Source organism: Mesorhizobium sp. M0960 (assembly GCF_040319055.1).
In the GTDB taxonomy this organism is placed as follows: Bacteria; Pseudomonadota; Alphaproteobacteria; order Rhizobiales; family Rhizobiaceae; genus Mesorhizobium.
In genome coordinates, this window is the sequence record NZ_JAMYNN010000001.1 from 956,498 (window position 1) to 978,403 (window position 21,906).

Annotated in this window: 25 protein-coding genes and 1 tRNA gene; 17 read left to right on the forward strand and 9 right to left on the reverse strand. The window is 62.5% G+C overall.

The features are described 5' to 3' along the window. The first annotated feature begins 91 nt into the window (after positions 1-91). Positions 92-1,585, forward strand: coding sequence for a glycerol kinase GlpK (glpK, locus tag NKH63_RS04740; protein WP_023717769.1), 1,494 nt, complete (start codon positions 92-94; stop codon positions 1,583-1,585). A gap of 148 nt (positions 1,586-1,733) precedes the next feature. On the opposite strand, the gene NKH63_RS04745 is transcribed toward glpK, so the two are convergent. After that, positions 1,734-2,213, reverse strand: coding sequence for a BA14K family protein (locus tag NKH63_RS04745; protein ID WP_023717768.1), 480 nt, complete (start codon positions 2,211-2,213; stop codon positions 1,734-1,736). A gap of 308 nt (positions 2,214-2,521) precedes the next feature. Here NKH63_RS04745 and NKH63_RS04750 point away from each other — a divergent pair. Then, positions 2,522-2,597 (forward strand) — tRNA-Lys (locus NKH63_RS04750). Between the two features lie 87 nt (positions 2,598-2,684). Here the strand turns inward: NKH63_RS04750 and NKH63_RS04755 are convergent. The 5 genes from NKH63_RS04755 to NKH63_RS04775 are packed head-to-tail and all read right to left on the reverse strand — an operon-like array spanning position 2,685 to position 7,141. Continuing rightward, positions 2,685-3,080, reverse strand: coding sequence for a hypothetical protein (locus NKH63_RS04755; RefSeq protein ID WP_352482269.1), 396 nt, complete (start codon positions 3,078-3,080; stop codon positions 2,685-2,687). A gap of 46 nt (positions 3,081-3,126) precedes the next feature. Continuing rightward, positions 3,127-4,251, reverse strand: coding sequence for a DNA-processing protein DprA (dprA, locus tag NKH63_RS04760; protein WP_352482271.1), 1,125 nt, complete (start codon positions 4,249-4,251; stop codon positions 3,127-3,129). After that, positions 4,248-4,835, reverse strand: a complete 588-nt coding sequence (plsY, locus tag NKH63_RS04765) for a glycerol-3-phosphate 1-O-acyltransferase PlsY (RefSeq protein ID WP_352482272.1) — start codon at positions 4,833-4,835, stop codon at positions 4,248-4,250. Before plsY ends, dprA begins: the two co-directional genes overlap by 4 nt. Before the next feature lie 57 nt (positions 4,836-4,892). Beyond that, the gene (locus NKH63_RS04770; RefSeq protein ID WP_023717764.1) at positions 4,893-6,179 is read right to left on the reverse strand and encodes a dihydroorotase; all 1,287 of its coding nucleotides are present in this window, start codon (positions 6,177-6,179) and stop codon (positions 4,893-4,895) included. Beyond that, positions 6,176-7,141, reverse strand: coding sequence for an aspartate carbamoyltransferase catalytic subunit (locus NKH63_RS04775; RefSeq protein WP_352482274.1), 966 nt, complete (start codon positions 7,139-7,141; stop codon positions 6,176-6,178). Before NKH63_RS04775 ends, NKH63_RS04770 begins: the two co-directional genes overlap by 4 nt. A gap of 155 nt (positions 7,142-7,296) precedes the next feature. Between NKH63_RS04775 and NKH63_RS04780 the strand changes: the two genes are divergently transcribed. From NKH63_RS04780 to NKH63_RS04790, 3 genes are all read left to right on the forward strand, one after another. Next, positions 7,297-8,925, forward strand: coding sequence for a DNA alkylation response protein (locus tag NKH63_RS04780; RefSeq protein ID WP_023717762.1), 1,629 nt, complete (start codon positions 7,297-7,299; stop codon positions 8,923-8,925). A 163-nt stretch (positions 8,926-9,088) separates the two neighbouring features. Then, on the forward strand, positions 9,089-9,643 hold the full coding sequence (locus NKH63_RS04785) for a hypothetical protein (protein ID WP_352482275.1): 555 nt from the start codon (positions 9,089-9,091) through the stop codon (positions 9,641-9,643). Next, positions 9,643-9,954, forward strand: coding sequence for a DUF6105 family protein (locus NKH63_RS04790; RefSeq protein ID WP_023717760.1), 312 nt, complete (start codon positions 9,643-9,645; stop codon positions 9,952-9,954). Before NKH63_RS04785 ends, NKH63_RS04790 begins: the two co-directional genes overlap by 1 nt. Here the strand turns inward: NKH63_RS04790 and ruvX are convergent. Beyond that, positions 9,921-10,406, reverse strand: coding sequence for a Holliday junction resolvase RuvX (gene ruvX / locus NKH63_RS04795; RefSeq protein WP_023717759.1), 486 nt, complete (start codon positions 10,404-10,406; stop codon positions 9,921-9,923). The genes NKH63_RS04790 and ruvX overlap by 34 nt on opposite strands. 117 nt (positions 10,407-10,523) lie before the next feature. On the opposite strand from ruvX, the gene NKH63_RS04800 reads away from it, so the two are divergent. From NKH63_RS04800 to NKH63_RS04825, 6 genes are all read left to right on the forward strand, one after another. Continuing rightward, a complete protein-coding gene (locus tag NKH63_RS04800; RefSeq protein ID WP_023717758.1) occupies positions 10,524-11,231 on the forward strand; it encodes a metal-dependent hydrolase in 708 nt (235 codons plus the stop codon). Between the two features lie 23 nt (positions 11,232-11,254). Further along, complete coding sequence (locus NKH63_RS04805) at positions 11,255-11,671, forward strand: hypothetical protein (RefSeq protein WP_023717757.1); 417 nt, start codon at positions 11,255-11,257, stop codon at positions 11,669-11,671. A gap of 75 nt (positions 11,672-11,746) precedes the next feature. Next, positions 11,747-12,034: an Asp-tRNA(Asn)/Glu-tRNA(Gln) amidotransferase subunit GatC gene (gatC, locus tag NKH63_RS04810; protein ID WP_352917650.1), complete on the forward strand. Its 288-nt coding sequence runs from the start codon at positions 11,747-11,749 to the stop codon at positions 12,032-12,034. 7 nt (positions 12,035-12,041) lie between these two features. After that, positions 12,042-12,500 carry a GNAT family N-acetyltransferase gene (locus NKH63_RS04815; RefSeq protein ID WP_352482278.1) on the forward strand — a complete coding sequence of 153 codons (459 nt, stop codon included), beginning with the start codon at positions 12,042-12,044 and terminating at the stop codon, positions 12,498-12,500. Further along, positions 12,500-14,065: an amidase gene (locus NKH63_RS04820; protein ID WP_023717754.1), complete on the forward strand. Its 1,566-nt coding sequence runs from the start codon at positions 12,500-12,502 to the stop codon at positions 14,063-14,065. The genes NKH63_RS04815 and NKH63_RS04820 overlap by 1 nt, the downstream gene beginning before the upstream one ends. A gap of 28 nt (positions 14,066-14,093) precedes the next feature. Further along, entirely contained in the window at positions 14,094-14,891 is a 798-nt protein-coding gene (locus NKH63_RS04825; protein WP_023717753.1) for a YdcF family protein, read from the forward strand. Here the strand turns inward: NKH63_RS04825 and NKH63_RS04830 are convergent. After that, the gene (locus tag NKH63_RS04830) at positions 14,864-15,583 is read right to left on the reverse strand and encodes a DUF599 domain-containing protein (RefSeq protein ID WP_023717752.1); all 720 of its coding nucleotides are present in this window, start codon (positions 15,581-15,583) and stop codon (positions 14,864-14,866) included. The genes NKH63_RS04825 and NKH63_RS04830 overlap by 28 nt on opposite strands. A 170-nt stretch (positions 15,584-15,753) precedes the next feature. On the opposite strand from NKH63_RS04830, the gene NKH63_RS04835 reads away from it, so the two are divergent. The 4 genes from NKH63_RS04835 to NKH63_RS04850 all read left to right on the forward strand — a co-directional run bounded on the left by NKH63_RS04835 (position 15,754) and on the right by NKH63_RS04850 (position 19,234). Beyond that, a complete protein-coding gene (locus NKH63_RS04835; RefSeq protein ID WP_352482280.1) occupies positions 15,754-17,157 on the forward strand; it encodes an L-serine ammonia-lyase in 1,404 nt (467 codons plus the stop codon). Positions 17,158-17,242: 85 nt separating this feature from the next. Further along, positions 17,243-17,680 carry a DUF1489 family protein gene (locus NKH63_RS04840; protein WP_023717749.1) on the forward strand — a complete coding sequence of 146 codons (438 nt, stop codon included), beginning with the start codon at positions 17,243-17,245 and terminating at the stop codon, positions 17,678-17,680. A 124-nt stretch (positions 17,681-17,804) separates the two neighbouring features. Then, entirely contained in the window at positions 17,805-18,536 is a 732-nt protein-coding gene (locus NKH63_RS04845) for a vWA domain-containing protein (protein ID WP_352482282.1), read from the forward strand. Then, entirely contained in the window at positions 18,536-19,234 is a 699-nt protein-coding gene (locus NKH63_RS04850; RefSeq protein ID WP_023717747.1) for a DnaJ domain-containing protein, read from the forward strand. Before NKH63_RS04845 ends, NKH63_RS04850 begins: the two co-directional genes overlap by 1 nt. 45 nt (positions 19,235-19,279) lie before the next feature. Here the strand turns inward: NKH63_RS04850 and NKH63_RS04855 are convergent, their stop codons facing one another. Then, complete coding sequence (locus NKH63_RS04855; RefSeq protein ID WP_023717746.1) at positions 19,280-20,668, reverse strand: D-alanyl-D-alanine carboxypeptidase; 1,389 nt, start codon at positions 20,666-20,668, stop codon at positions 19,280-19,282. 300 nt (positions 20,669-20,968) lie between these two features. Here NKH63_RS04855 and NKH63_RS04860 point away from each other — a divergent pair, with 300 nt between their 5' ends. Then, entirely contained in the window at positions 20,969-21,298 is a 330-nt protein-coding gene (locus tag NKH63_RS04860; protein WP_023717745.1) for a phasin family protein, read from the forward strand. 276 nt (positions 21,299-21,574) lie between these two features. Further along, positions 21,575-21,901, forward strand: a complete 327-nt coding sequence (clpS, locus tag NKH63_RS04865) for an ATP-dependent Clp protease adapter ClpS (protein ID WP_023717744.1) — start codon at positions 21,575-21,577, stop codon at positions 21,899-21,901. Positions 21,902-21,906: the final 5 nt, after the last annotated feature.

A 21,906-nucleotide genomic window follows, 5' to 3' on the forward strand; every position in this document is an offset into this window, starting at 1 on the left:
GTTGCCGTCTCCCCTGTTTGCGTGAACGGCTCCGCGCCGTCTGGCGTCGAGACACCGTAGCACCTTTGAATTCGCTTCGACGGGAGAGAGAATGACCGGATACATCCTTGCAATCGACCAGGGGACGACATCGAGCCGGGCGATCCTGTTCGCCGACAAGATGAAGGTCGTCGGCAGCGGGCAAAAGGAATTCACTCAATATTATCCGGCCTCCGGCTGGGTCGAGCACGATCCCGAGGAGATATGGGCAAGCGTCGTGGAAACGGTGAAGGCCGCGCTGAAGACAGCTGGCCGCAACGCAGCCGAAGTCGCCGCGATCGGCATTACCAACCAGCGCGAAACCGTCGTCATCTGGGACAAAGAGACCGGCAAGCCGATCCACAACGCGATTGTCTGGCAGGACCGCCGCACCGCGCCGCTATGCCAGAAACTGAAGAAGCTGGGGCTGGAGAAGAAATTCACAAAAAAGACCGGCCTGCTACTCGATCCCTATTTCTCCGGCACCAAGATCGCCTGGATGCTGGACAAGGTGAAGGGCGCCAGAAAACGCGCCGAGAAGGGCGAACTGCTGGCCGGCACCATCGACAGTTTTCTGATTTGGCGCCTGACTGGCGGCAAGGTCCACGCCACTGACGCCACCAATGCCTCGCGCACACTGGTCTACAACATCGAACAAAATGCCTGGGACGACGAGCTGCTGGCCATTCTTGGCATACCTGCAAGAATGCTGCCGCAGGTGAAAGATTGTGCCGATGATTTTGGAATCACAGACAAAAGCCTGTTTGGTGCAGAGATCAGAATCCTCGGTGTGGCCGGCGACCAGCATGCGGCGGCGATCGGCCAGGCCTGTTTCGATCCGGGCATGATGAAATCCACCTACGGCACCGGTTGCTTCGCGCTGCTCAACACCGGCAGCGATCTGGTGCGTTCGAAGAACCGGCTTTTGACCACCATCGCCTATAGGCTGAACGGCAAGACCACCTATGCACTGGAGGGCTCGATCTTTATCGCCGGCGCCGCCGTACAATGGCTGCGCGACGGCATCAAGGTGATCGGCAAGGCCGAGCAGAGCGGCAAATTGGCGGCGGAAGCCGATCCAACGCAGAACGTCTATCTGGTGCCGGCTTTCGTCGGGCTCGGCGCACCGCACTGGGATGCCGAGGCGCGCGGCGCCATCTTCGGGCTGACCCGCAATTCGGGGCCGGCGGAATTTGCCCGCGCGGCACTGGAATCCGTTGCCTTCCAGACCCGCGACCTGCTTGACGCCATGCGAAAGGACTGGAAGGGCGCCTCGGCCAAGACCGTGCTCAGGGTCGATGGCGGCATGGTGGCGTCGGACTGGACCATGCAGCGGCTGGCCGACATTCTCGATGCGCCGGTCGACCGGCCGACAATTCTCGAGACGACGGCGCTTGGTGCGGCTTGGCTGGCCGGCTCGAAGGCGGGTGTCTGGCCGAAGGCCGCGGAATTCGCCAGGAGTTGGGCGCTCGAGCGCCGGTTCAAGCCGGACATGGATGCTTCGACACGTGCCGCCAAGCTGGCAGGTTGGCGCCACGCTGTACGCAGGACGCTCAGTACTCAATAGGCAGGGATGCCACCGGATACGCACTAATGAAACACCCGCGCCGTTTCGGGCGCGGGCCTGCAGCCTCTAATCTAATGCATGTCGCGCAAACAGCGGTTTTGCGATAGCGCGTCGCATGAGGCCGATCGAACGCGACGCGCTTTAGGACTCAGTAAGGCGACCGGCACTGCCGGCGCGGACCGTAGTTGGGCTGGTAAGTGTTGTCAGAAGCGCGATAGCTCCGATAACGGTCGTAGCACCACTGCACGTGGGCATCGCCACGATAGACACGATTCTGGCTGTTGACGATGGCGCCCGTAATCAGCGCTCCGGTGGCGAAGGCGGCCAGCGGGAACCAGTAGTCACCGTGACGGCGATAGCCGCGACGATATTCGCGATAGCCGCGATGGCCACGCCAATACATGCCATCGTCACGCGCAAAACTGCGCCGGGAGAAATCGCGACGCGAGAAATCGCGGTTGAAACTCCGGTGCCTCCGCCACGGCTCGTACTGGACGGTCTGGACATTCGAGGTGATCCCCTGGGCCGGGGGCGCATAGCTGGGCTGAGCGTTGACTGGCACGATCTCCGCGGCAGCGAATGAGATCGAAAGAGTGGTCGCCAGCAGGCCCGACATGATCCTATTCATGGTCTTCTCCTTGAAACGCATGTCCCTTATCGCGGGAAACGGGCAGGCTGCGCAAATTGTTCCGCCAAAAATCCCAAGTTGCTGATCCGCAAAGGTTCTCCCGATTTGCTGCTTGCCTTTGTCGCCATAGAGGGCGAGCTTCGGCCTTGTGCGAGAGGGAGGCAGTTCCGTCAACGCCGAAGCGCTCCGCAAGGCATGATGACACTGCTGGAAAGCCCGGTGTGCGAGCCGTCTTTTTCCGGTTGACCGGCAGAGGCACTCTCCCTATGTTCCGCGCAATTTCGAGGGCGGCCTTTCTGAGCCCGCGGGAGCGCGTAGCTCAGCCGGTAGAGCAACTGACTTTTAATCAGTAGGTCATGGGTTCGAATCCCATCGCGCTCACCAAAATCCAGATGTACGGCCCGGAGACATGGGTAACAGTTTGTACCTAAGAAATGGGTGACAACGTCGTGCCGAACGCATGCGGTGGCCTTAACCACCCGCCCCATCGTCCATCATCGTGCCGGTGAGCGCCTCATAGGCTCTGCTGCACAGCTGCGAATGCGGACAATCCTTCACGATAAGCGCGGGCACCACAGTGAGAACCGCAGCGGCAAGGATTTGCAGGCAAAGACCGACGGCGCTTACCTTCCTGCCGAACACGCCGGCCAGGAAAAAGTAGAGACCCTGGGCCACGCAGGCTACCGTCAGAATGCCCAGAAGCGTGCTGGTCGCTCTTTCGAAGGGCGTTGTGTAGCCGTCGGGAAAACCCAGCATGCCGAGATCCATCGACCATTTCAGCGCCAGCACGACGCTCAATGCTGCCCAAACGAAGGCCGTCGTACGGGTGAACAGCGGCTGCTTTGGTTTGTTGCTCGGATCGGCCATCGGGATCACGTCGGAATTGCTTGCCGGGACATGCGCAAGCTCTCGGTCAAATCAGCGAGACGTTGCTGCCGGCATGGCGTTCGAGCCGTCCGGCGAGGTCGAGCTCCAGCAGCACCATGAACACTTGGGCGGGATGCAGGCCGGTGTGGCGGATGATCTCGTCGACTGCTACCGGCGTCGGGCCGAGCGCCTCGACGACGCGGTCGCGGTCGTCCTCGCGCGGCGGGGGCGTTGCCGAAAAGTCGGGCGGCTCTTCAAGTGGTGATGTCCTTGGCGCCCAGGCACCGACCAGCGGCGCGATCGCACTGGTGATATCGGCGGCCTCCGTGACAAGGGTTGCACCGTCCTTGAGCAGGCCATTGGCGCCGGCGGCGCGCGGATCGAGCGGCGAACCTGGAACGGCGAAGACCAGCCGGCCCATCTCACCGGCGAGCCGGGCGCTGATCAGTGAGCCGGAGCGCTGTGCGGCCTCGACCACCACCAATCCCAATGCGGCGCCAGCAACAAGCCGGTTGCGGCGCGGAAAATCCTGCGCGCGGGGCTGCCAGCCAAATGGCGTTTCGGAGATGATGGCGCCGCCGCGCTCGGCGATCTCGTCGCACAGGCCGGCATTTTCGGGCGGGTAGGGCAAATCGAGGCCGCCGGCGAGCACGCCGATAGTGCCGGTCGAAAGGCTGCCCTGGTGCGCGGCCGTATCGATGCCGCGCGCCAGGCCGGAGACAGTGCCATAGCCGTCGCGGCCGAGGTCCGCTGCCAGCATTCGCGCCATCTTGATGCCGGCCAGCGAGGCGTTGCGAGCGCCAACGATGGCGACGGCTGGCAAGCGGAAAACCGCACTATTGCCCCTGATCGCGAGCAGCGGCGGCGGATGATCCATGCTTTTCATCAGCGGCGGATAATCCGCCTCGCCGATGCCGACGAAGCGGGCACCGGCCCGCCTTGCTGTCTCCAACTCGGCCTCGGCTTCTCCAATGGACGGGATGCGGACGATTTTTTTGGCGCCGCCCGAAATCATCAGTTCGGGCAGCATCGCAAGTGCTGCTTCGGCCGAACCGAACCGGTTGATCAGGTCGCGAAAGGAAGCTGGGCCGACATTGGGCGTGCGGATCAGGCGAAGCCAGCTCAGCCGCTGCCGGTCGCTGAGGCGCGGCCCGGCGGCGGGCTCGCTCACTCCTTTGCCCCGATCTTACCCTCGGTGCCGGCAAGCAGCCGCGCAATGTTGGCGCGGTGCTTTATGATGACGATCAGGCTCATCGCCGCGAAAAGCCCGGCAATCTGCGGCGTGCTCAGGAAGTACAAGGCCACTGGCACGACCACAGCTGCCGTCAGTGCCGCCAGCGAGGAGTAGCGGAACAGGAAAGCCACCGCGAGCCAGACAACGGCGAAGATCACCGCCACCTGCCAGGCAAGGCCGATCAGCACGCCGAGGTAGGTGGCGACACCCTTGCCGCCCTTGAAGCCGAGCCAGACCGGAAAGAGGTGGCCTAGAAACGCACCGAAACCGGCCCAGAGTCCGAGCTCAGGTGCAAAGCGGCCGGCGATCAGCACAGCCGCGGTGCCTTTAAGGGCGTCGAGCAGCAGGGTGGCCGCCGCCAGACCCTTGTTGCCGGTGCGCAGCACATTGGTGGCGCCGATGTTGCCGGAGCCGATGTTGCGCACGTCGCCGAGGCCGGCGGCACGGGTGATCAGCAGCCCGAAGGGGATCGAGCCGAGAAGATAGCCGAACACCAATGCCAAGACGGGACTGTAAGCCATTGTTCCCCCGAAGTTTCCTTGGCTGAATGGATTTGAAGGCGTGACGCCTGTTCCGTCCTAGGCCGAAAACACTGTGCGGCCCGCCACCATCGTTTGCAAGACCTTGCCTTGCAGCCGCGCGCCTTCGAAACAGGTGTTTTTCGAGCGCGAGCGGATGCCGCTCTCGCTGACGATCCATGGCTCGTCCAGATCGACGAGTGCAAGGTCGGCCAAAGCCCCCGGTTTCAGCGTGCCGCCGGGCAGGCTGAACAATCTTGCCGGCGCGGTGGATAAGGTCTCGACCAGCCGGAGCAGCGTCACGTCGCCATTGTGATAGAGCCGCAGCGCCGCGCCCAGCAGCGTTTCCAGCCCGATGGCGCCGGCCGCAGCATCGGCGAAGGGCAGGCGCTTGGTGTCGACGTCCTGCGGGTCGTGCGAGGAGACGATGAGGTCGATGGTGCCGTCCTTGACCGCCTCGATCATCGCCAGCCGGTCTTCCTCGGCGCGCAGCGGCGGCGTCAGCCGGAAGAAGGTGCGGTACTCGCCGACATCATTCTCGTTGAGCGACAGATTGTGGATCGACACGCCTGCTGTGACGTTGGCGCCGTCGGCTTTTGCGCGCGCTACCGCGTCTGCCGCCATAGCCGTCGAGATCTTGGCAGCGTGATAGGAGCCGCCGGTCAGGCGAGCCAGCGCGAGATCGCGCTCCAGGGGGATTGATTCGGCCTCGCGAGGAATGCCGGCAAGGCCAAGCCAGCTTGCGTAAAGGCCTTCGTTCATCACGCCGGCCGAGGCGAGATCGGCGTCCTGGGTTTCATGCGCGATGACGCCGTCGAAATCGCGCGCGTAGGTCAGCGCGCGACGCATCACCAGCGCGCTGGCAATAGAATGCCGGCCGTCGGTGAAGGCGACCGCTCCAGCCTCGCGCAATAGGCCGAATTCGGTCATCTCGCGGCCTTCCAGCCCCTTGGTGATCGCTGCCGCCGGAAAGATGTTGACGATTGCCGTGTCCTTGGCGGTGCGCAGCACAAACTCGACCAGTGCGACATTGTCGATCACCGGGTCGGTATCGGGCATCATGACGATTGAGGTGACGCCGCCCGCCGCCGCAGCAATGCTCGCCGATGCGATGGTTTCGCGGTGTTCGCCGCCCGGTTCGCCGATGAAGACACGTGCATCGATCAGGCCGGGGATGATCGCCTTACCAGCGCACTCGATGATCGTGGCGTCTTCGGGCGCGCCCTGGTTCAAGGCCGCCTTGCCGGCGGCAACGATTTTGCGCCCTTCGACGATGACGGTGCCTATCTCGTCGATGCCGCGCGATGGGTCGACGATGCGGGCGCGGCTGAAGACCGTTATGCTCATGCGCCGCGGCCCTCGTGGTTTCGACGGGGGTCGAGCAGCGCTTCCATCACCGCCATGCGCACGGCGACGCCCATCTCAACCTGTTCCTGGATAACGCTTTGCGGGCCGTCGGCGATCTCGGAGGCGATCTCGACTCCGCGGTTCATCGGGCCGGGATGCATGACCAGCGCACCGTCCTTGGCCGCTTTCAGCTTCTCGGCGTCGAGCCCGAAATAGCGGAAATATTCGCGCACCGAGGGTACGAAAGCGCCTTCCATGCGTTCGCGCTGCAGGCGCAACATCATCACCACGTCGGCGTCCTTCAGACCCTCGCCCATCGAGCGGGTGACGATGACGCCCATCTTCTCGATGCCGGCGGGCAAAAGCGTCGAAGGGGCGACGACCCGTACTTGGGCACCGAGTGCGTTGAGCAGAATGATATTGGAGCGGGCCACGCGCGAATGCAGGATGTCACCGCAGATCGCCACGATCAGCTTCGACAACGGACCCTTGGCGCGGCGGATGGTCAGCGCGTCGAGCAGCGCCTGCGTTGGATGTTCATGAGCGCCGTCGCCGGCATTGACCACCGAGCAGCCGACCTTTTGAGCAAGAAGTGCCGCCGCGCCCGCCGATTGGTGGCGGATGATCAATATGTCGGGGCGCATGGCGTTCAGCGTCATCGCGGTATCGATCAGCGTCTCGCCCTTCTTCACCGACGAGCTTGCCACCGACATGTTCATGACGTCGGCGCCGAGCCGTTTGCCGGCCAGCTCGAACGACGATTGCGTACGGGTCGAGGCTTCGTAGAAGAGATTGATCTGGGTGCGGCCGCGCAGCGTCGATGTCTTCTTGTCCGATTGCCGCGAGATGGCAACGGCCCGGTCCGCCCGGTCGAGCAGAAGCTCGATGTCGGCGGGGGAAAGATCGCGGATGCCTAGAAGATGGCGGTGGGGATAAAGTGGAAGGGACGATGCGTCAGTCATCTCAAGTCGCTGCTATAGGGGGGAGGCTCCGCGGCTGCAAGCACCGGCTTGGGATTGGATCGGTTCTCCCCGGTATTTTCGTCGCGCGCCGCCGGCCATAGGCTATAAACCGCGATGACTTTGGATTCGCAGACTTCAGGTGATAAGGACGAAGCGTGACCGACGACGTGACCAACCAGCCGCCGCCGCTGGCCGGCGGCAACGCCTGGCGGGGCGATCCGTTGCTGATCCAGCTTGCCGAGCGCTTTTCCGATCCGGTGCGCAAGGACCTCGACGGGCTTGGCCGTTTCGTTTTGACGCATGAGGCGCAGGAACTGGCCCGTCTTGCCAATGTCGAGACGCCGAAGCTCAGGACCCATGATCGCCAGGGCCGGCGCATCGACCAGGTCGAGTTCCACCCCGCCTATCACGCGCTGATGCGCCGCTCGGTCGCCAACGGGCTGCATTCGTCGGTCTGGGAGAATGGCGACGCCGAGATCGGCCGCCGCCACCAGGTGCGCGCCGCGCGCTTTTACCTCACGGCTGAGCTCGAAACCGGGCATCTTTGCCCGATCACCATGACCAGCGCTTCGCTGGCAGCGCTGATGGCCAGCCCGAAACTGTTTCGCGAATGGGCGCCTCGGGTGACGACGCGCAAATACGATCAGGGCCAAAAGCCGCCGGTCGAAAAAGCCGGGCTGACGCTCGGCATGGGCATGACCGAGAAGCAAGGCGGTACCGATGTTCGTGCCAACGTCACCAAGGCCGAGCGCGCCGGCAGCGGTTTTTATCGCCTGACCGGCCACAAATGGTTCATGTCGGCGCCGATGTCGGATGCCTTCCTGGTGCTCGGACAGGCGCCGGAGGGACTGTCGTGCTTTCTGGTTCCCCGCTTGCTTGGCGACGGATCCGGCAACGGCTTCCGCTTTCAGCGGCTGAAGGACAAGCTCGGCAACCGCTCCAATGCGTCCTCCGAGGTGGAATTCGTCAATGCAATCGGCGAGATGGTTGGCGAGCCCGGCGCCGGCGTGAAGACGATCATGGACATGGTGACCCTGACGCGGCTCGACTGTGCCGTCGCCTCCTCGGCGATCATGCGGGCCGGACTGGCCGAGGCCGTCCACCACACGCGCCACCGCCAGGTGTTCGGAACCAATCTGATCGAGCAGCCGCTGATGCAGCGTGTGTTGGCCGACATGGCGCTCGACGTTGCCGCCGCTACCGCGCTGTCGTTCCGGCTGGCGCGCTCCTTCGACGAGGCGGCCGGCGACCGCGGCGAGGCGGCCTTCGCCCGCGCCATGACGCCGGTCGTCAAATACTGGGTCTGCAAGATTGCGCCGCCGCTGCTCTATGAGGCGATGGAATGCCTCGGCGGCAATGGCTATGTCGAGGAGGGGCCGCTCGCCCGCTACTATCGCGAAGCTCCGGTCAACGCGATCTGGGAGGGTTCAGGCAACGTCATGGCGCTCGACGTGTTGCGAGTGCTCGGCCGCGCGCCAGGCCTGTTCGATGACGTGCTGGCCGGCATCGACCGCGATCTCGGCGCTGGCGGACGCGGCACCGTCGGCGTGCTCAAGGCAGCAATGCAGGTCGCTGCAACCGACGAGGGCTCAGCGCGGCTGTTGACCGAGCAATTGGCATTGTCGGCGGCGGCGGCAGAGCTTCGCAGGCTGGGGGCAGGGCGGATCGCCGACGCCTTCGTCGAGACGCGCCTCGCCGGCCAGTGGCGCAACACCTATGGAATGCTCGATTCGCGCCACGATGCGCGGATGATCATCGACACGCTCTACCCGCCGATCAACTAGTGCCGTCGCCCGGGTCGTAGCCGCTTTTTTTCGCGCGCCCTGTGGATGATCGTTAACCTTAACAAATGGTTTCCATTGCGGCGGCCGGTGGCAAAGCCCAGTGTTATGGTTAAGGCAAGGACTGTTCGGCTGAGCGGTCTTTGTCCTGCGAAGCAGGAGCGTCATGCGGCATATTTTGAGCTCTTTTCTGGCATTGCATTGGGCGGCCGTTTTCGCCCTGCTGGCGTTCATCTGCATCGATGGGAATCGTGGCGTCGCGGCGGCCCTTGGCGTGCTCGGCGTTCCCGTCCAGAACGCTCGCTTTGCCGATCTTGAAAACGCCGTCGTCGTGGCGCCGCTCGCCGTGGCATTGCTTGTCGTCGCGGTGCTGTTCTGCTGGGCCTTTGTTGAAGCATTGACCAGCGACGCCACCAACCCGGACCCAGCCGACAGTGTTGTGCGGATCGCCTTCATCTCGGCCTCGGGCGTGCTGTCGTTGATCGTCATCGGCGGCGCTGCGCAAGGCATCAATGGGCTGTTCATGGTTGTCGCCGTGCAATTGGCGGCACTTCTGGCGTCATATGTCGCGATGCTCGCCGAGCGGCGCTCAGCCGCTGCCGCGGCAGTTCCAGTGACCGGCGAAATCCGCGCGGCCGCGCATATCATGGCCAAGGCAGCGGCGTACAATTCCTCGCTTGCCCGCATTTCGGGCCGGCCGGATTCGAGGGACGATCGCTGATGCGCACCTTGTTCGCGCTGTGGGCGGCTCCGCTCCTCCTGTTCTGGGGCTGGTTCTTTCTGTCGCTCAACGACATCAATTTCGGCTATGTCATGCTGAGCCGCCAATTGCACGATCTCGTTTTCCAGCTTTATGGGCAGATGCTCGGCGTCGATCCGGCGCTCATCCCGGGCATGGTGGCGAAGGCTTGCGTCTTCGACGGACTGCTGCTGATGGCGTTCTGGGCATTTCGCCGCCGCAAGGCGATCGGCAGCTGGATCAAGGCAACGCGCAATCGCTATTTCGACCAGGCATCGACTCCGAGCGCCTGAAGCCGGTCGAGAACACCCTGCAGGATGAAGGCCGCCGCCGCTGAATCGATCTTGCCGGCGCGTTTCTTGCGCGAAAAATCCATCTCGATCAGTGTCCGCTCGGCCGCCACCGTCGACAGCCTTTCGTCCCAAAAGACGAACGGCAGATCGGTCAATCCAGCCATGTTGCGGACGAAAGCGCGGGATTTTTGGGCGCGTGGGCCTTCCGAGCCGTCCATGTTGATGGGGAGGCCGATCACCACTGCGCCGGCATTTTCCTTCTGCAGCAGAGCGAGCAGCACCGCGGCATCGAGCGAGAATTTCTTGCGCATGATGACAGGGCGCGGGTGCGCGAAGGACAAGCCGCGGTCCGAAACCGCCACGCCGATCGTCTTGTCGCCGAGGTCAAGCCCAGCCAGGGTCTTGCCGCCGCCGAGCCGGCCCGGCAACTCCTCGATCGTGATGATGCCCAACGGCTTTTCCTTTGACCGCGACGCCGCACTTCCTATACGCGCAACATATGCCGCGGCACTTTAATTTCGCCGTCGGTGTTCTAGCCTCTACCGAAGCAAAAATCGAGGAAGGCATTGATGAAACTTACCTGGTACGGACACTCGGCATTCCGCGTCGAAATCGAAGGCGCGAAAATCCTCATCGACCCGTATCTGGTCGGCAATCCGTCATGGACAGGCGGCTGGGAAGAGCCGGCCGAAGGGGTCACGCACGTGTTGCTTACCCATGGCCACAGCGACCACATCAGCGGCGCCGTCGAAGTGCTCAAGAAAAGCGGCGCGATGCTTGTCGCCAATTTCGAGATTTGCATGTACCTGGTCGGCAAAGGCGTCAGTGACAAGCAAATCAATCCCGGCAATATCGGCGGCACCGTCGATTGCGGCGGCTTCACCACCACTTTCGTTCAGGCTCTGCATTCATCGTCCTTTCTAGGCGAGAGCGGCCAGAACACCTATCTCGGCAATCCGGGCGGGCTCGTCCTGCACTTCCCCGAGGATAAGACGCTCTACCATATGGGCGACACAGACATCTTTTCCGATATGGCGCTGATCAACGAGTTGCATGAGCCGAAGATCGGCATCGTGCCGATCGGCGACCGCTTCACCATGGGTGGCGCGGTGGCAGCTCTTGCCTGCCAGCGTTTCTTCAAGTTCGAGACGGTCGTTCCCGCTCACTTCGGCACATTTCCGATGATAGATCAGACCGCCGACAAGTTTGTGGCCGGGCTGGACGGATCGGGTGTGAAAGTGGCGTTGCCGAAGATCGGCGAGACGATTACGCTGTAGGAATAGCGAACCGGAATGACGACATGGGTCTGAGAAACTCTCTTTGCATTTCTATGCTGGTTGCCGCATCGCCGGCGCTGGCCGCCGAGGATTTCATCGAGGGCATCTATCTGCAATCGGAGGATCTCTGCGCGCAGGCCAAAAAGGATACGCTGCAGACGGTGATCGAGGGCGGCAATATCGTACTGTCGGCAAACGGACTGGAAAGCATCGAATATAACTGCGAGTTCCTGCAGATCACCAAGGCGACACGGTCGCCAAGCTGGGCGGTGACCGCCATCTGCCAGGAGCCGGGCTACGTCTTTCCGGATGTTCTCTCACTGACTCAGATGAACCCGAAGCAGATCGACCTGGTTTCGGTTCGGCCTGCCGCGGACGAAAGCGAGCAGAGCGGCAACGGTGGCAGCTATTTCCTCTGCGACGGCGTGGCGATGCCGTAGGGCAGTTGTCGGCACGATGCATGTTGCGCGGCACGCGCTGCGCCGCTATAGCGCTGGTTTTCCCCGAGGCACAACATGTCCGTTGATATTAAAACCGTGAAGCGCGTCGCGCACCTTGCCCGCATTGCGGTGAGCGAGGAGGATGCAGAGCGCATGACCGGCGAATTGAACGCCATTTTGGGCTTTGTCGAGCAGTTGAACGAGGTCGATGTTTCCGGCGTCGAGCCGATGACCTCGGTCACGCCGATGGCAATGAAGAAGCGCCAGGACGTCGTCACCGACGGCAGCAAGGCAGCCGACATCGTCGCCAACGCGCCGGCAACCGAAGAGAACTTCTTTCTCGTGCCAAAGGTCATGGAGTAGCTGGCCGATGGTAATCGAGATCGCCGCGGAGACGCCGCTGCAGGACGATGTGCGTGGGCTGGTCGAGGAGCTCAACGCCACATTGCTGGAGTTGACGCCGCCGGAGCATTGCTACCATTTGACGGTCGAGCAGATGGCGGACCGCGACACGACCGTCTTCATCGCCCGCGATAACGGCCTTGCCATCGGTTGCGGCGCGCTGAAGCGCCACGATGCTGTCGTCGGCGAGGTCAAGCGTATGTATACGCGGCCTTCGCATCGCGGCCGCAAAATCGGTGCGATGATCGTCGAGCGGATTGAGGGCTTGGCGCGCCAAGAAGGGCTGAAGCGTCTGGTGCTGGAGACGGGCGACCGTCATCCCGCCGCCTGGACCGTCTACGAACGCGCCGGTTTTTCGCGCTGTGGGCCGGTGCTGAATTATCCCAATTCCGAGTGGTCGGTGTTTTACGAAAAGAGTCTTGCCTGATGAGCGACCTGACCCAGCTGACGATTTCGCAGGCCCGCGCCAAATTGCGCTCCAGGGAGATCACCGCCACCGAAGTCACCGAGGCTTATCTTTCGGCTATCGAGCGAGCCAATCCGGCGCTCAATGCCTATGTGGTGGTCACTGGCGACAAAGCGCGCGACATGGCCAAGGCCTCCGACGCGAAACTGGCCAAGGGCGAGGGCGGGTCGCTCGAGGGTATCCCGCTCGGCATCAAGGATCTGTTCGGCACCGAAGGCGTCCACACCCAGGCCTGCAGCCACGTGCTTGACGGGTTCAAGCCGCGCTACGAATCGACTATCACCGCCAATCTGTGGGCGGATGGCGCCGTCATGCTCGGCAAGCTCAACATGGACGAGTTCGCCATGGGCTCGTCCAACGAGACCTCGTATTACGGGCCTGTCATCAACCCGTGGCGGCGTTCGCGGCTCGACACGGTGGTAATGCCGACGACACATCAGGGCGAGGGCGGCTTCGTTTCGGCGGGCGGCACCAGGACCGCGCGCACGTTGGACAATGCCCAGCTGGTGCCGGGCGGTTCGTCCGGTGGCTCGGCATCAGCCGTCTCGGCCTTCCTGTGCGCCGGCGCTACCGCCACCGACACCGGCGGCTCGATCCGCCAGCCCGCCGCCTTCACCGGCACGGTCGGCATTAAGCCGACCTATGGCCGCTGCTCGCGTTGGGGCGTCGTCGCCTTCGCCTCGTCGCTCGACCAGGCCGGGCCGATCGCGCGCGACGTGCGCGATGCCGCGATCCTGTTGAAGTCGATGGCTTCGGTCGACCCGAAGGACACGACCTCCGTCGACCTGCCGGTGCCGGATTACGAGGCGGCGATCGGCCGCTCGATCAAGGGGATGAAGGTCGGCATCCCCAAGGAATACCGTGTCGACGGCATGCCCGAGGAGATCGAGGCGTTGTGGCAGAAGGGCATTGCCTGGCTGAGGGATGCCGGCGCCGAGATTGTCGACATCTCGCTGCCGCACACTAAATACGCGCTGCCGGCCTATTACATTGTTGCGCCCGCCGAAGCCTCGTCCAACCTCGCCCGTTACGACGGCGTCCGCTATGGATTGCGCGTGCCCGGCAAGGACATTGTCGACATGTATGAAAAGACCCGCGCCGCCGGCTTCGGGCGTGAGGTCAAGCGCCGCATCATGATCGGCACCTATGTGCTTTCCGCTGGCTACTACGATGCCTACTATCTGCAGGCGCAGAAGGTTCGTAACCTGATCAAGCGCGATTTCGAAAATGTGTTTGTCGCAGGTGTCGACGTCATCCTGACGCCGGCAACGCCGTCCGCCGCCTTCGGCATCGCAGACGAAGACATGGCCGCCGACCCGGTCAAGATGTATCTCAACGACATCTTTACGGTGACGGTGAACATGGCCGGCTTGCCCGGCATCGCGGTTCCGGCCGGGCTCGACGCCAAGGGGCTGCCACTCGGCCTGCAGCTGATCGGCCGGCCTTTCGACGAGGAAACGCTGTTCCAGACCGCCCATGTCATCGAACAGGCGGCCGGCACATTTCAGCCGGAAAAATGGTGGTAGGATCGTTTCTCATCTGAGGGGGTGAGGGATGTTCTTCTATGTCTCCAAGGTCCTGTGGCTCTTCGTCCAGCCGCTTAATCTCGCGATCATCCTGCTGCTGGCTGGATTGCTTGCGGCATTGGTCGGGCGCAAAAGGCTATTTGCCACCGGCAGCGTGCTGGCCTTCCTTGTCCTGGCACTGTCAGCATGGACCTCGCTCGGCGCAGTGATGCTCAATCCGCTCGAGGAGCGTTTCCCTAAGCCACCCCTGCCGGAAAGGGTTGACGGAATCGTTGTGCTCGGCGGCGGTATGGACGGCGCCATCAATTTCGTTCGCGGCGGTTATGAACTCAACGCCAGTGGCGATCGAATTGTCGAGGCAGCCGTGCTGGCGCGGCGTTTTCCGACAGCGAGAGTCGTCATTTCAGGCGGCCCCGTTGCAATAATCGGTGAGGACGAAGGCGACTCAACCACGGCGCCACGCGTACTCACTGCGCTCGGCGTGGCGGCCGATCGTCTGATCCTGGAAGACAAGTCACGCAACACCTACGAGAATGCCGTCTTCACCAAGCGGCTGATTACGCCGAAACCCGGCGAGATCTGGCTGCTGGTGACCTCAGCCTTCCACATGCCGCGCGCCAAGGCGCTGTTCGACAGAGCCGGCTTCCCGACGGTTCCATGGCCGGTCGACTACCGCACCTCCGGTAAGGAAGGTATCAGCCTGTTCCGCAAATCTACCAACGAAGCGCTGCAGACCACGACCATCGCGATTCGCGAATGGATCGGGCTCGTCGCCTATTGGCTGTCGGGCCGCATTGATCAGCCTTTTCCCGGGCCGGGCGGCTGACCGAGCACCGCCTGCCGCGCCGCCGAGAAAAATTGGCGGCGCACCAGCACCGCCAGAAGCAGCAGCGTCGATAGCACGAAAACGGCGGGATCGACGAACCAGCCAAGATAACCGATCGAGAAGAACACGCCGCGCAGCCCGGAATTGAAATGCTTCCCGGCCAGCATGTTCATGCGGGCCGCGCGCCACACCGCCGTTTCGGTGACCGGATTGCGCGACGCCTCGCCATGCGGAATCGGCACCGCGCCGATCAGGATCGAGCAATAGTTGAACAGCCGGTAAGCCCAGCCGAACTTGAAGAAGGAAAAGGCCAGGATCAGCACCAGCCCGAACACCTTCGTCTGGAAGGCGGCGCGTGAGGATGTGGCGCCAAACGGCAGGTCGCTCAGCACAGTGAGAACCTGATCGGAAGTGCCGAGCAAGGCAAAACAGCCGCCGATCGCAATTAGCGAACTGGAGGCAAAGAAGGCGGTCCCCTGTTGCAGGCCGCTCATGATGGCGGTGTCGACGATGCGGATCTCGCGTTCGGCCATGGTCCTCATCCAGGCCTCGCGCTGCGCGTTCATCGCCCTCGTCAGCGACATGCGGCTGACCAGCATTCCGTCGGCGGCGAGCGTATGCAGCACCCACGCGGCAAGGAAGAACCCCAGCGCAGCAAGGTCGGCCGTCGATAAATGAAAGGAATCGCTCATGCGGTGCTTTTACCACAGGCGGAGGGGACGCTTCGATGGCCGAAGCCGGAATGTCGCTGCCGGAGCAAACAAGGTCGGCAGGCGCAGCGCCGCGATCTTCAAAACAGCGGAAAACATCATGGGAATTCCTATATGTAGATCTCAACAGGGTCCCAGGAGAAAACGCCCACGTGTTCCTTTCGGTTTTCGACCTGTTCAAGATCGGCATCGGCCCATCGAGTTCGCACACGATGGGGCCGATGACGGCTGCGCGGCGGTTTCTCGACGAGATTGCGGGAGACGACTGGCCGCGTCCGGCCGACGCCAGGGTCGACCGAATCGCGGCCAGCCTGCATGGCTCGCTCGCCTATACCGGTATCGGCCATGGCTCCGATCGCGCCGTGGTGCTCGGCCTCGCCGGCCAGACGCCGCAGACGGTGGATCCTGACCACGCCGACGGCATCGCCGCTCGCATCGCCGCCGAGAAGCGGATTTCGCCGCCCGGCCATCCGTCCTATCGTTTCGACCCGGCAACGGATCTGGTGCTGGATCGCAAGACGCCGCTGCCGGGTCACGCCAATGGCATGGCGTTTTCTGCCTATGATGCCGGAGACCGGTTGCTGCTGAGGCGCGTCTACTATTCGATCGGCGGCGGCTTTGTCGTTTCCGAGGAAGAATTGCAGCGGATGAAGGCGAGGGGCTCGGCGACAACCGAAGGCAAGAAGGTTCCATATCCGTTCAAGAACGCCGTCGAAATGCTCTCAATGGCAGCGAAAAGTGGCCTTTCCATCGCCGAGATGAAGCGCGTCAACGAGGAGACGCAGATGTCGCGCGAGGAGCTCGACGCCGGCCTCGACGGCATTTGGAGCGCCATGAAGGGATGCATCGAGCGCGGCCTGTCGCAAGACGGCATCATGCCCGGCGGACTGAAGGTGCGCCGCCGTGCCCGGATGCTGCACGACAAGTTGCAGGAGCAATGGCAGCAGAACCGGCCCAACCCGCTGCTCGCCAATGACTGGCTGTCGATCTATGCAATGGCGGTCAACGAGGAGAACGCCGCCGGCGGCCGTGTCGTCACCGCGCCAACCAATGGGGCGGCCGGCACTCTGCCCGCGGTGTTGCGCTATTGGCTGCATTTCCATCCCGAAGCCGACCAGCCAAGTATCCGCGATTTCCTGCTGACGGCGGCGGCCGTTGGCGGCATCATCAAGACCAATGCTTCGATCTCGGGGGCCGAGGTAGGCTGCCAGGGCGAGGTCGGTTCGGCTTCGGCGATGGCTGCGGCGGGATTGTGCGCCGTCATGGGCGGCACGCCCGAGCAGGTCGAGAACGCTGCCGAAATCGCGCTGGAACATCATCTCGGCATGACCTGCGATCCGGTCGGCGGCCTGGTGCAGGTGCCGTGCATCGAGCGCAACGCGCTTGGCGCTGTCAAGGCGGTGACCGCCGCTTCGCTGGCCATCAAGGGCGATGGCGTTCATTTCGTGCCGCTCGATGCGGCGATCGAGACGATGCGCCAGACCGGCCTCGACATGAACGAAAAGTACAAGGAAACCAGCCTTGGCGGATTGGCCGTCAATGTCGTGGAGTGCTGAGCGCCAGTCTGGCGGCCTGGACCACCACTGTGGAGAAGTCGATCAGGCCGTTGACGCGTTCGCGTGCTGGGCTAAACCTTAAACGATGTCTCTCAATCTCATAAAGCTTTGCGTCGGCTGTGACAGCGTCGAGGATCTGGAAGAGTGGATTGCCTTCCGCCTCGACGAGCGGCGCCGCGCCGGCGAACCGGCCGAACACTACCACACCACCCGCATGGTGCCGACGCGCGGCGCCGAGATCACCGACGGCGGCTCGCTCTACTGGGTGGTCAAGGGCAATGTCCAATGCCGTCAGCTGATCACCGAAATCCGGCCCTTCACTGATGACGATGGCATCGGCCGCTGCCATCTGATCCTCGATCCCGAGGTCGTGCGCACCGACTGGCAGCCGCGCCGTGCATTCCAAGGGTGGCGCTACCTGAAGCCGGCGGACGCGCCGGCCGATCTCGGCAAGGGCAAAGCCGGGCTGATCGAAATGCCGCCGAAGCTCAGGCGTGAGCTTGCCGATCTCGGCCTACTCTGACGCCAAGAACCGTAACGCCAAGGGCACCGGCCGAACGCTTGTCCGCAGTTGCCATCATCACCGGTCCTGCAGGTCGCCTGATCTGGGCTTGCAAGCTGGGGAACAACGCCACATCTTGAATGTCATGAGCGACAAGAAGCAGCCCGTGCCTGCAAAGGCCAATCCTGCGCCGGTCGAGTCCCAATCGAGCACCGGCGAGATCGACGCCTTTCTCCGTCAGGCAAGGACGCTCGCTGCATCCGCCACCGGTTCAGGCAGGCTGATCCTGTCCCTCGACGCTACGATGAGCCGCCAGCCGACCTGGGATCTCGCCTGTGCGCTGCAGGCCGAGATGTTCGACGCCGTCGGCAAGGCTGGGGTGCTCAAGGTTCAACTGGTCTATTTCCGCGGGCTTGGCGAGTGCCGTTCCTCCGCATTCGTCACCGATACCGAAGCTCTGAAGCAGCTGATGACGCGCATCGACTGCCGTAGCGGCCACACCCAGATCGGCAAGGTGCTCGCCCATGCGCTGAAACAGACGGCGGCGGCCAAGGTCAACGCGCTGGTCTATATCGGCGATGCGATGGAAGAAAACATAGATGATCTGGCCGAAAAGGCCGGTAGCCTAGGTCTGCACGGCGTTCCTGTCTTCGTTTTTCAGGAAGGCCATGATGCCGGTGCAGAAAAGGCGTTCAAGGAAATTGCACGGCTGTCCAAAGGGGCCTGGTTCCGGTTTGATCGGCGGGCTGCCGCGACCTTGGCCGGCCTGCTTTCGTCCGTCGCCGTGTTTGCGACCGGCGGTCTGAAAGCACTGGAGGACCGGGGCAGGCCGGAGGACCGGCTGATGATCGAGCATCTGCGGGGCGGCGGAAACTGATGGGCGCGATTATCGCTTTTGTAGCATTGCTTCTGGTGCTTCTCGGCATGCTCACCATCTTCCTGCGCGCCGATCCGGGGAAGCTTGCAGGCGGCATGAGGACCCTTGGACCCGTGCTGCTCGGGCTGGTCGGCGTTGCCGTGCTGCTGGTCGGGCGCGAGGGCCTCGGCGGCTTGATCCTGTCGGCCGCGCTCGCCTGGTATGGCTCCATGCGCATGAATCAGCCGGCCGCAAAACTGGCACCGGGCAAGCGTTCGACGGTGCGTACCGCGGCGCTTGAGATGGAACTCGATCACGACACCGGCGGCCTCGAAGGCCTCGTGCTGGCTGGGCGCCATGAAGGCAAGATGCTTGGCTCGATGGGGCTTGCCGAATTGCAGCAACTTTATCGCGAGCTCTCCGGCGATCCGGAGAGCCGCCAGCTGCTAGAGACGTATCTTGACGGCAGATTTCCCATCTGGCGCAAAGACGCTGATGCGAATGGTGGCGAAGGGCTGGGTGTTGCGCCAGGTTCGGGCGCCATGACTAAGGAGGAGGCCTACAAGATCCTTGGTCTTGAAGCGGGGGCTGCCGCGGCGGATGTCCGCAAGGCGCACCGCCGCCTGATGCAGCGCCTGCACCCCGATATCGGTGGCACGTCTTTCCTGGCGGCGCGGATCAACGAAGCCAAGGACGTCTTGCTCTCCAATCACAACTAGTCTCCTTCGACGCAGAACTTTCGGGAAAGATATCGTTTCGCGCCCTTACTGCTGGACGGCGTAGCACTCGATCTTCTTCTTTTTCAAAGCGTTACAAGCCCTCCAGGCGGCGGTCTTCGAACCAAAACCACCGAACCGGGCGCGGTAATAGGTGACGCCGTCTTTGTCGAAGGCGACGGTGAAACCGGAGGCATCGGCCAGAACGGAGGGCACCTGCTTCGTCGCCTTGTCGAGGAAAGCCTTTGCTTCGGATTGCTTTGGCGAAGAGGCGACCTGTATTGCCCAGCCGGATGGCACCGACGCCGTGCTGACCGGATCGACCTCTGCAGCCGGTTCGGCATAGGCTGCGGCGACCCGGGCCGTCGCCACATCGTCCGCTGTCGCCACGGCCGCCGTCTTGACCTTTCTGGTCTGAACGACCGGAGTGGTTTCTTCAACGACGGGAGCATTTTCCTCGACGAGGGAGGCAACGGCATCGTCGTCCGGCTTACTATCCGGCGTCGGCGCGTCATGCTTCGGCAGAAGCACCTTGGCCAGGGCTGAAATCGGATTGCCGCCACCGGCTTTGGCAATCAGCATGCCGCCGCCGCGCGACGACGCCTTTGGCATGTAGGCATTGATCAACCCGGCCATCTGGCTGTCGCGGCTGCCGCCGGACCTGCCGCCCATGACCACCGCTACGATGCGCCGGTCGCCATCCGATACCGAGGAGACCAGGTTATAGCCGGAGGCGCGGGTATAACCGGTCTTGATGCCGTCGACGCCCTTGATGCGTCCGAGCAGACGGTTATGGCCGTTGATGCGCTGTCGCCCGTAAAGAAAGGAGCGCTGCGAGAAATAGCCGTAATATTGTGGAAAATGCTCTCTCAGGGCGATACCGAGCAGCGCCATGTCGCGCGCCGTCGTGAACTGCCCGGGATCAGGCAAGCCGTTGGCGTTGCGGAAAACGGTTCCCCGCATGCCCAGCGCCCGCGCCTTGGCGGTCATCATGCGGGCGAAATTGGCCTCATTGCCGCCGAGCATCTCGCCAAGCGCAGTTGCGGAATCGTTTGCCGATTTGGTCACCATCGACAGGATGGCGGTCTCGACCGTGACCGAGCCGCCCCGCTTGACGCCGAGCTTTGTTGGCGGTTCGGCAGCGGCATTGGCCGAGAACACGACCGGAGAATTCCTGCTGATCCTGCCCTTCGCCAATGCCTCGAACGTCAGATAGAGCGTCATCATCTTGGTAAGCGAGGCCGGATAGCGCCGGCCATCGGCATCCGATGAATAAAGCACCTTGCCGGACTTGGCATCGATGACGATGGCCGCCGACTTGGCCGCCATGGATGAAGCCGCGTCCGCGACGACGAAGCTCATCGCCATAGCGAGAATCATGATCGTTTTGAGGGGGGACGCGGATTTGGAAACGAAGCCCGACAACGCCTTACGCACTGATAGTTCCTTTGAATTTCCGTTGCCTTGGAGGCGGCAAAGGGTCCTGCCTCACCTCGGGCCACGCTAACGCGGGCAGCGTTACCAATCCGTTTATGGTAACCGCCGCGTTCACCATTTTCTGCGGGATTGAGCCTCTCTTTATTCGAATCTTAGCGATTGCCGGCGGCTCACGATGCGCATTGCCGCGGAAATCTTGACTTTTTGTGCACTGCACAATATATTTACACGCATTGCACAACGCGGCCCGGACAAGGCGCGTCCATCGTCCAAAGGCAACCGTTCAAGGGAATGCGTGAAATGACCCAGACCTATGAAGATTTCAGCAAATACGGCAAGGAATTTGCCGACACCGGATTGAAGAGCTTTGCATCGCTGTCCAAGGGTGCGCAGGCCATCGCCACCGAGGCGGGCGAGTACACCAAGAAAAGTTTTGAGGCCGGCAGCGCCGTTGTCGAGAAGCTCTTCTCCGCCAAGTCGCTGGATAAGGCGATCGAAATCCAGTCCGACTACGCCAAGCAGTCCTATGAGAGCTTCGTCACCGAGGCCACCAAGCTTGGCGATCTCTATGCCGAACTCGCCAAGGAAGCCTACAAGCCGTTCGAATCGATTGTCGCCAAGGCGAAGTAAATTCCGACGAACGTTCCAAGCCGGCCCCTGGGCCTCAAAAGACAGACCCGGTCGCGAACGCGCGGCCGGGTTTTTTCATGCCAGTTCGAAATCGGGGTCCTTGCGGTCTTCACGATTTGAAAAATCGGTCAAGTTTGGCCACCTAGCCATATTGTCAGCTAAACAGAAGGGCTTAAAATCGTCCATCGAGCACCTACATGTCGAGCATGCATGAGGATTCGAAAGAGGCAGGACTACGTGACTACAGGTTTGACTGCCACGAGCTACGTGGTGCGAATGCAGAACGGCAGCAACGGCAATGAGGCCGGTCGCGGCACGGCCGTCATCACGCGCACAAAAACCAAGACCAAGAAGCCCAGTCTGTATCGGGTCCTCATCCTTAACGACGACTACACACCCATGGAGTTCGTGGTTCACGTGCTGGAGCGTTTTTTCCAGAAGGATCGCGAAGCCGCCACACGCATAATGCTTCATGTTCACAATCATGGGGTGGGCGAGTGCGGGGTCTATACATTCGAGGTGGCCGAGACCAAAGTGTCTCAGGTCATGGATTTCGCCCGACAGAATCAGCATCCGCTGCAATGCGTGATGGAGAAGAAGTGAGGTAA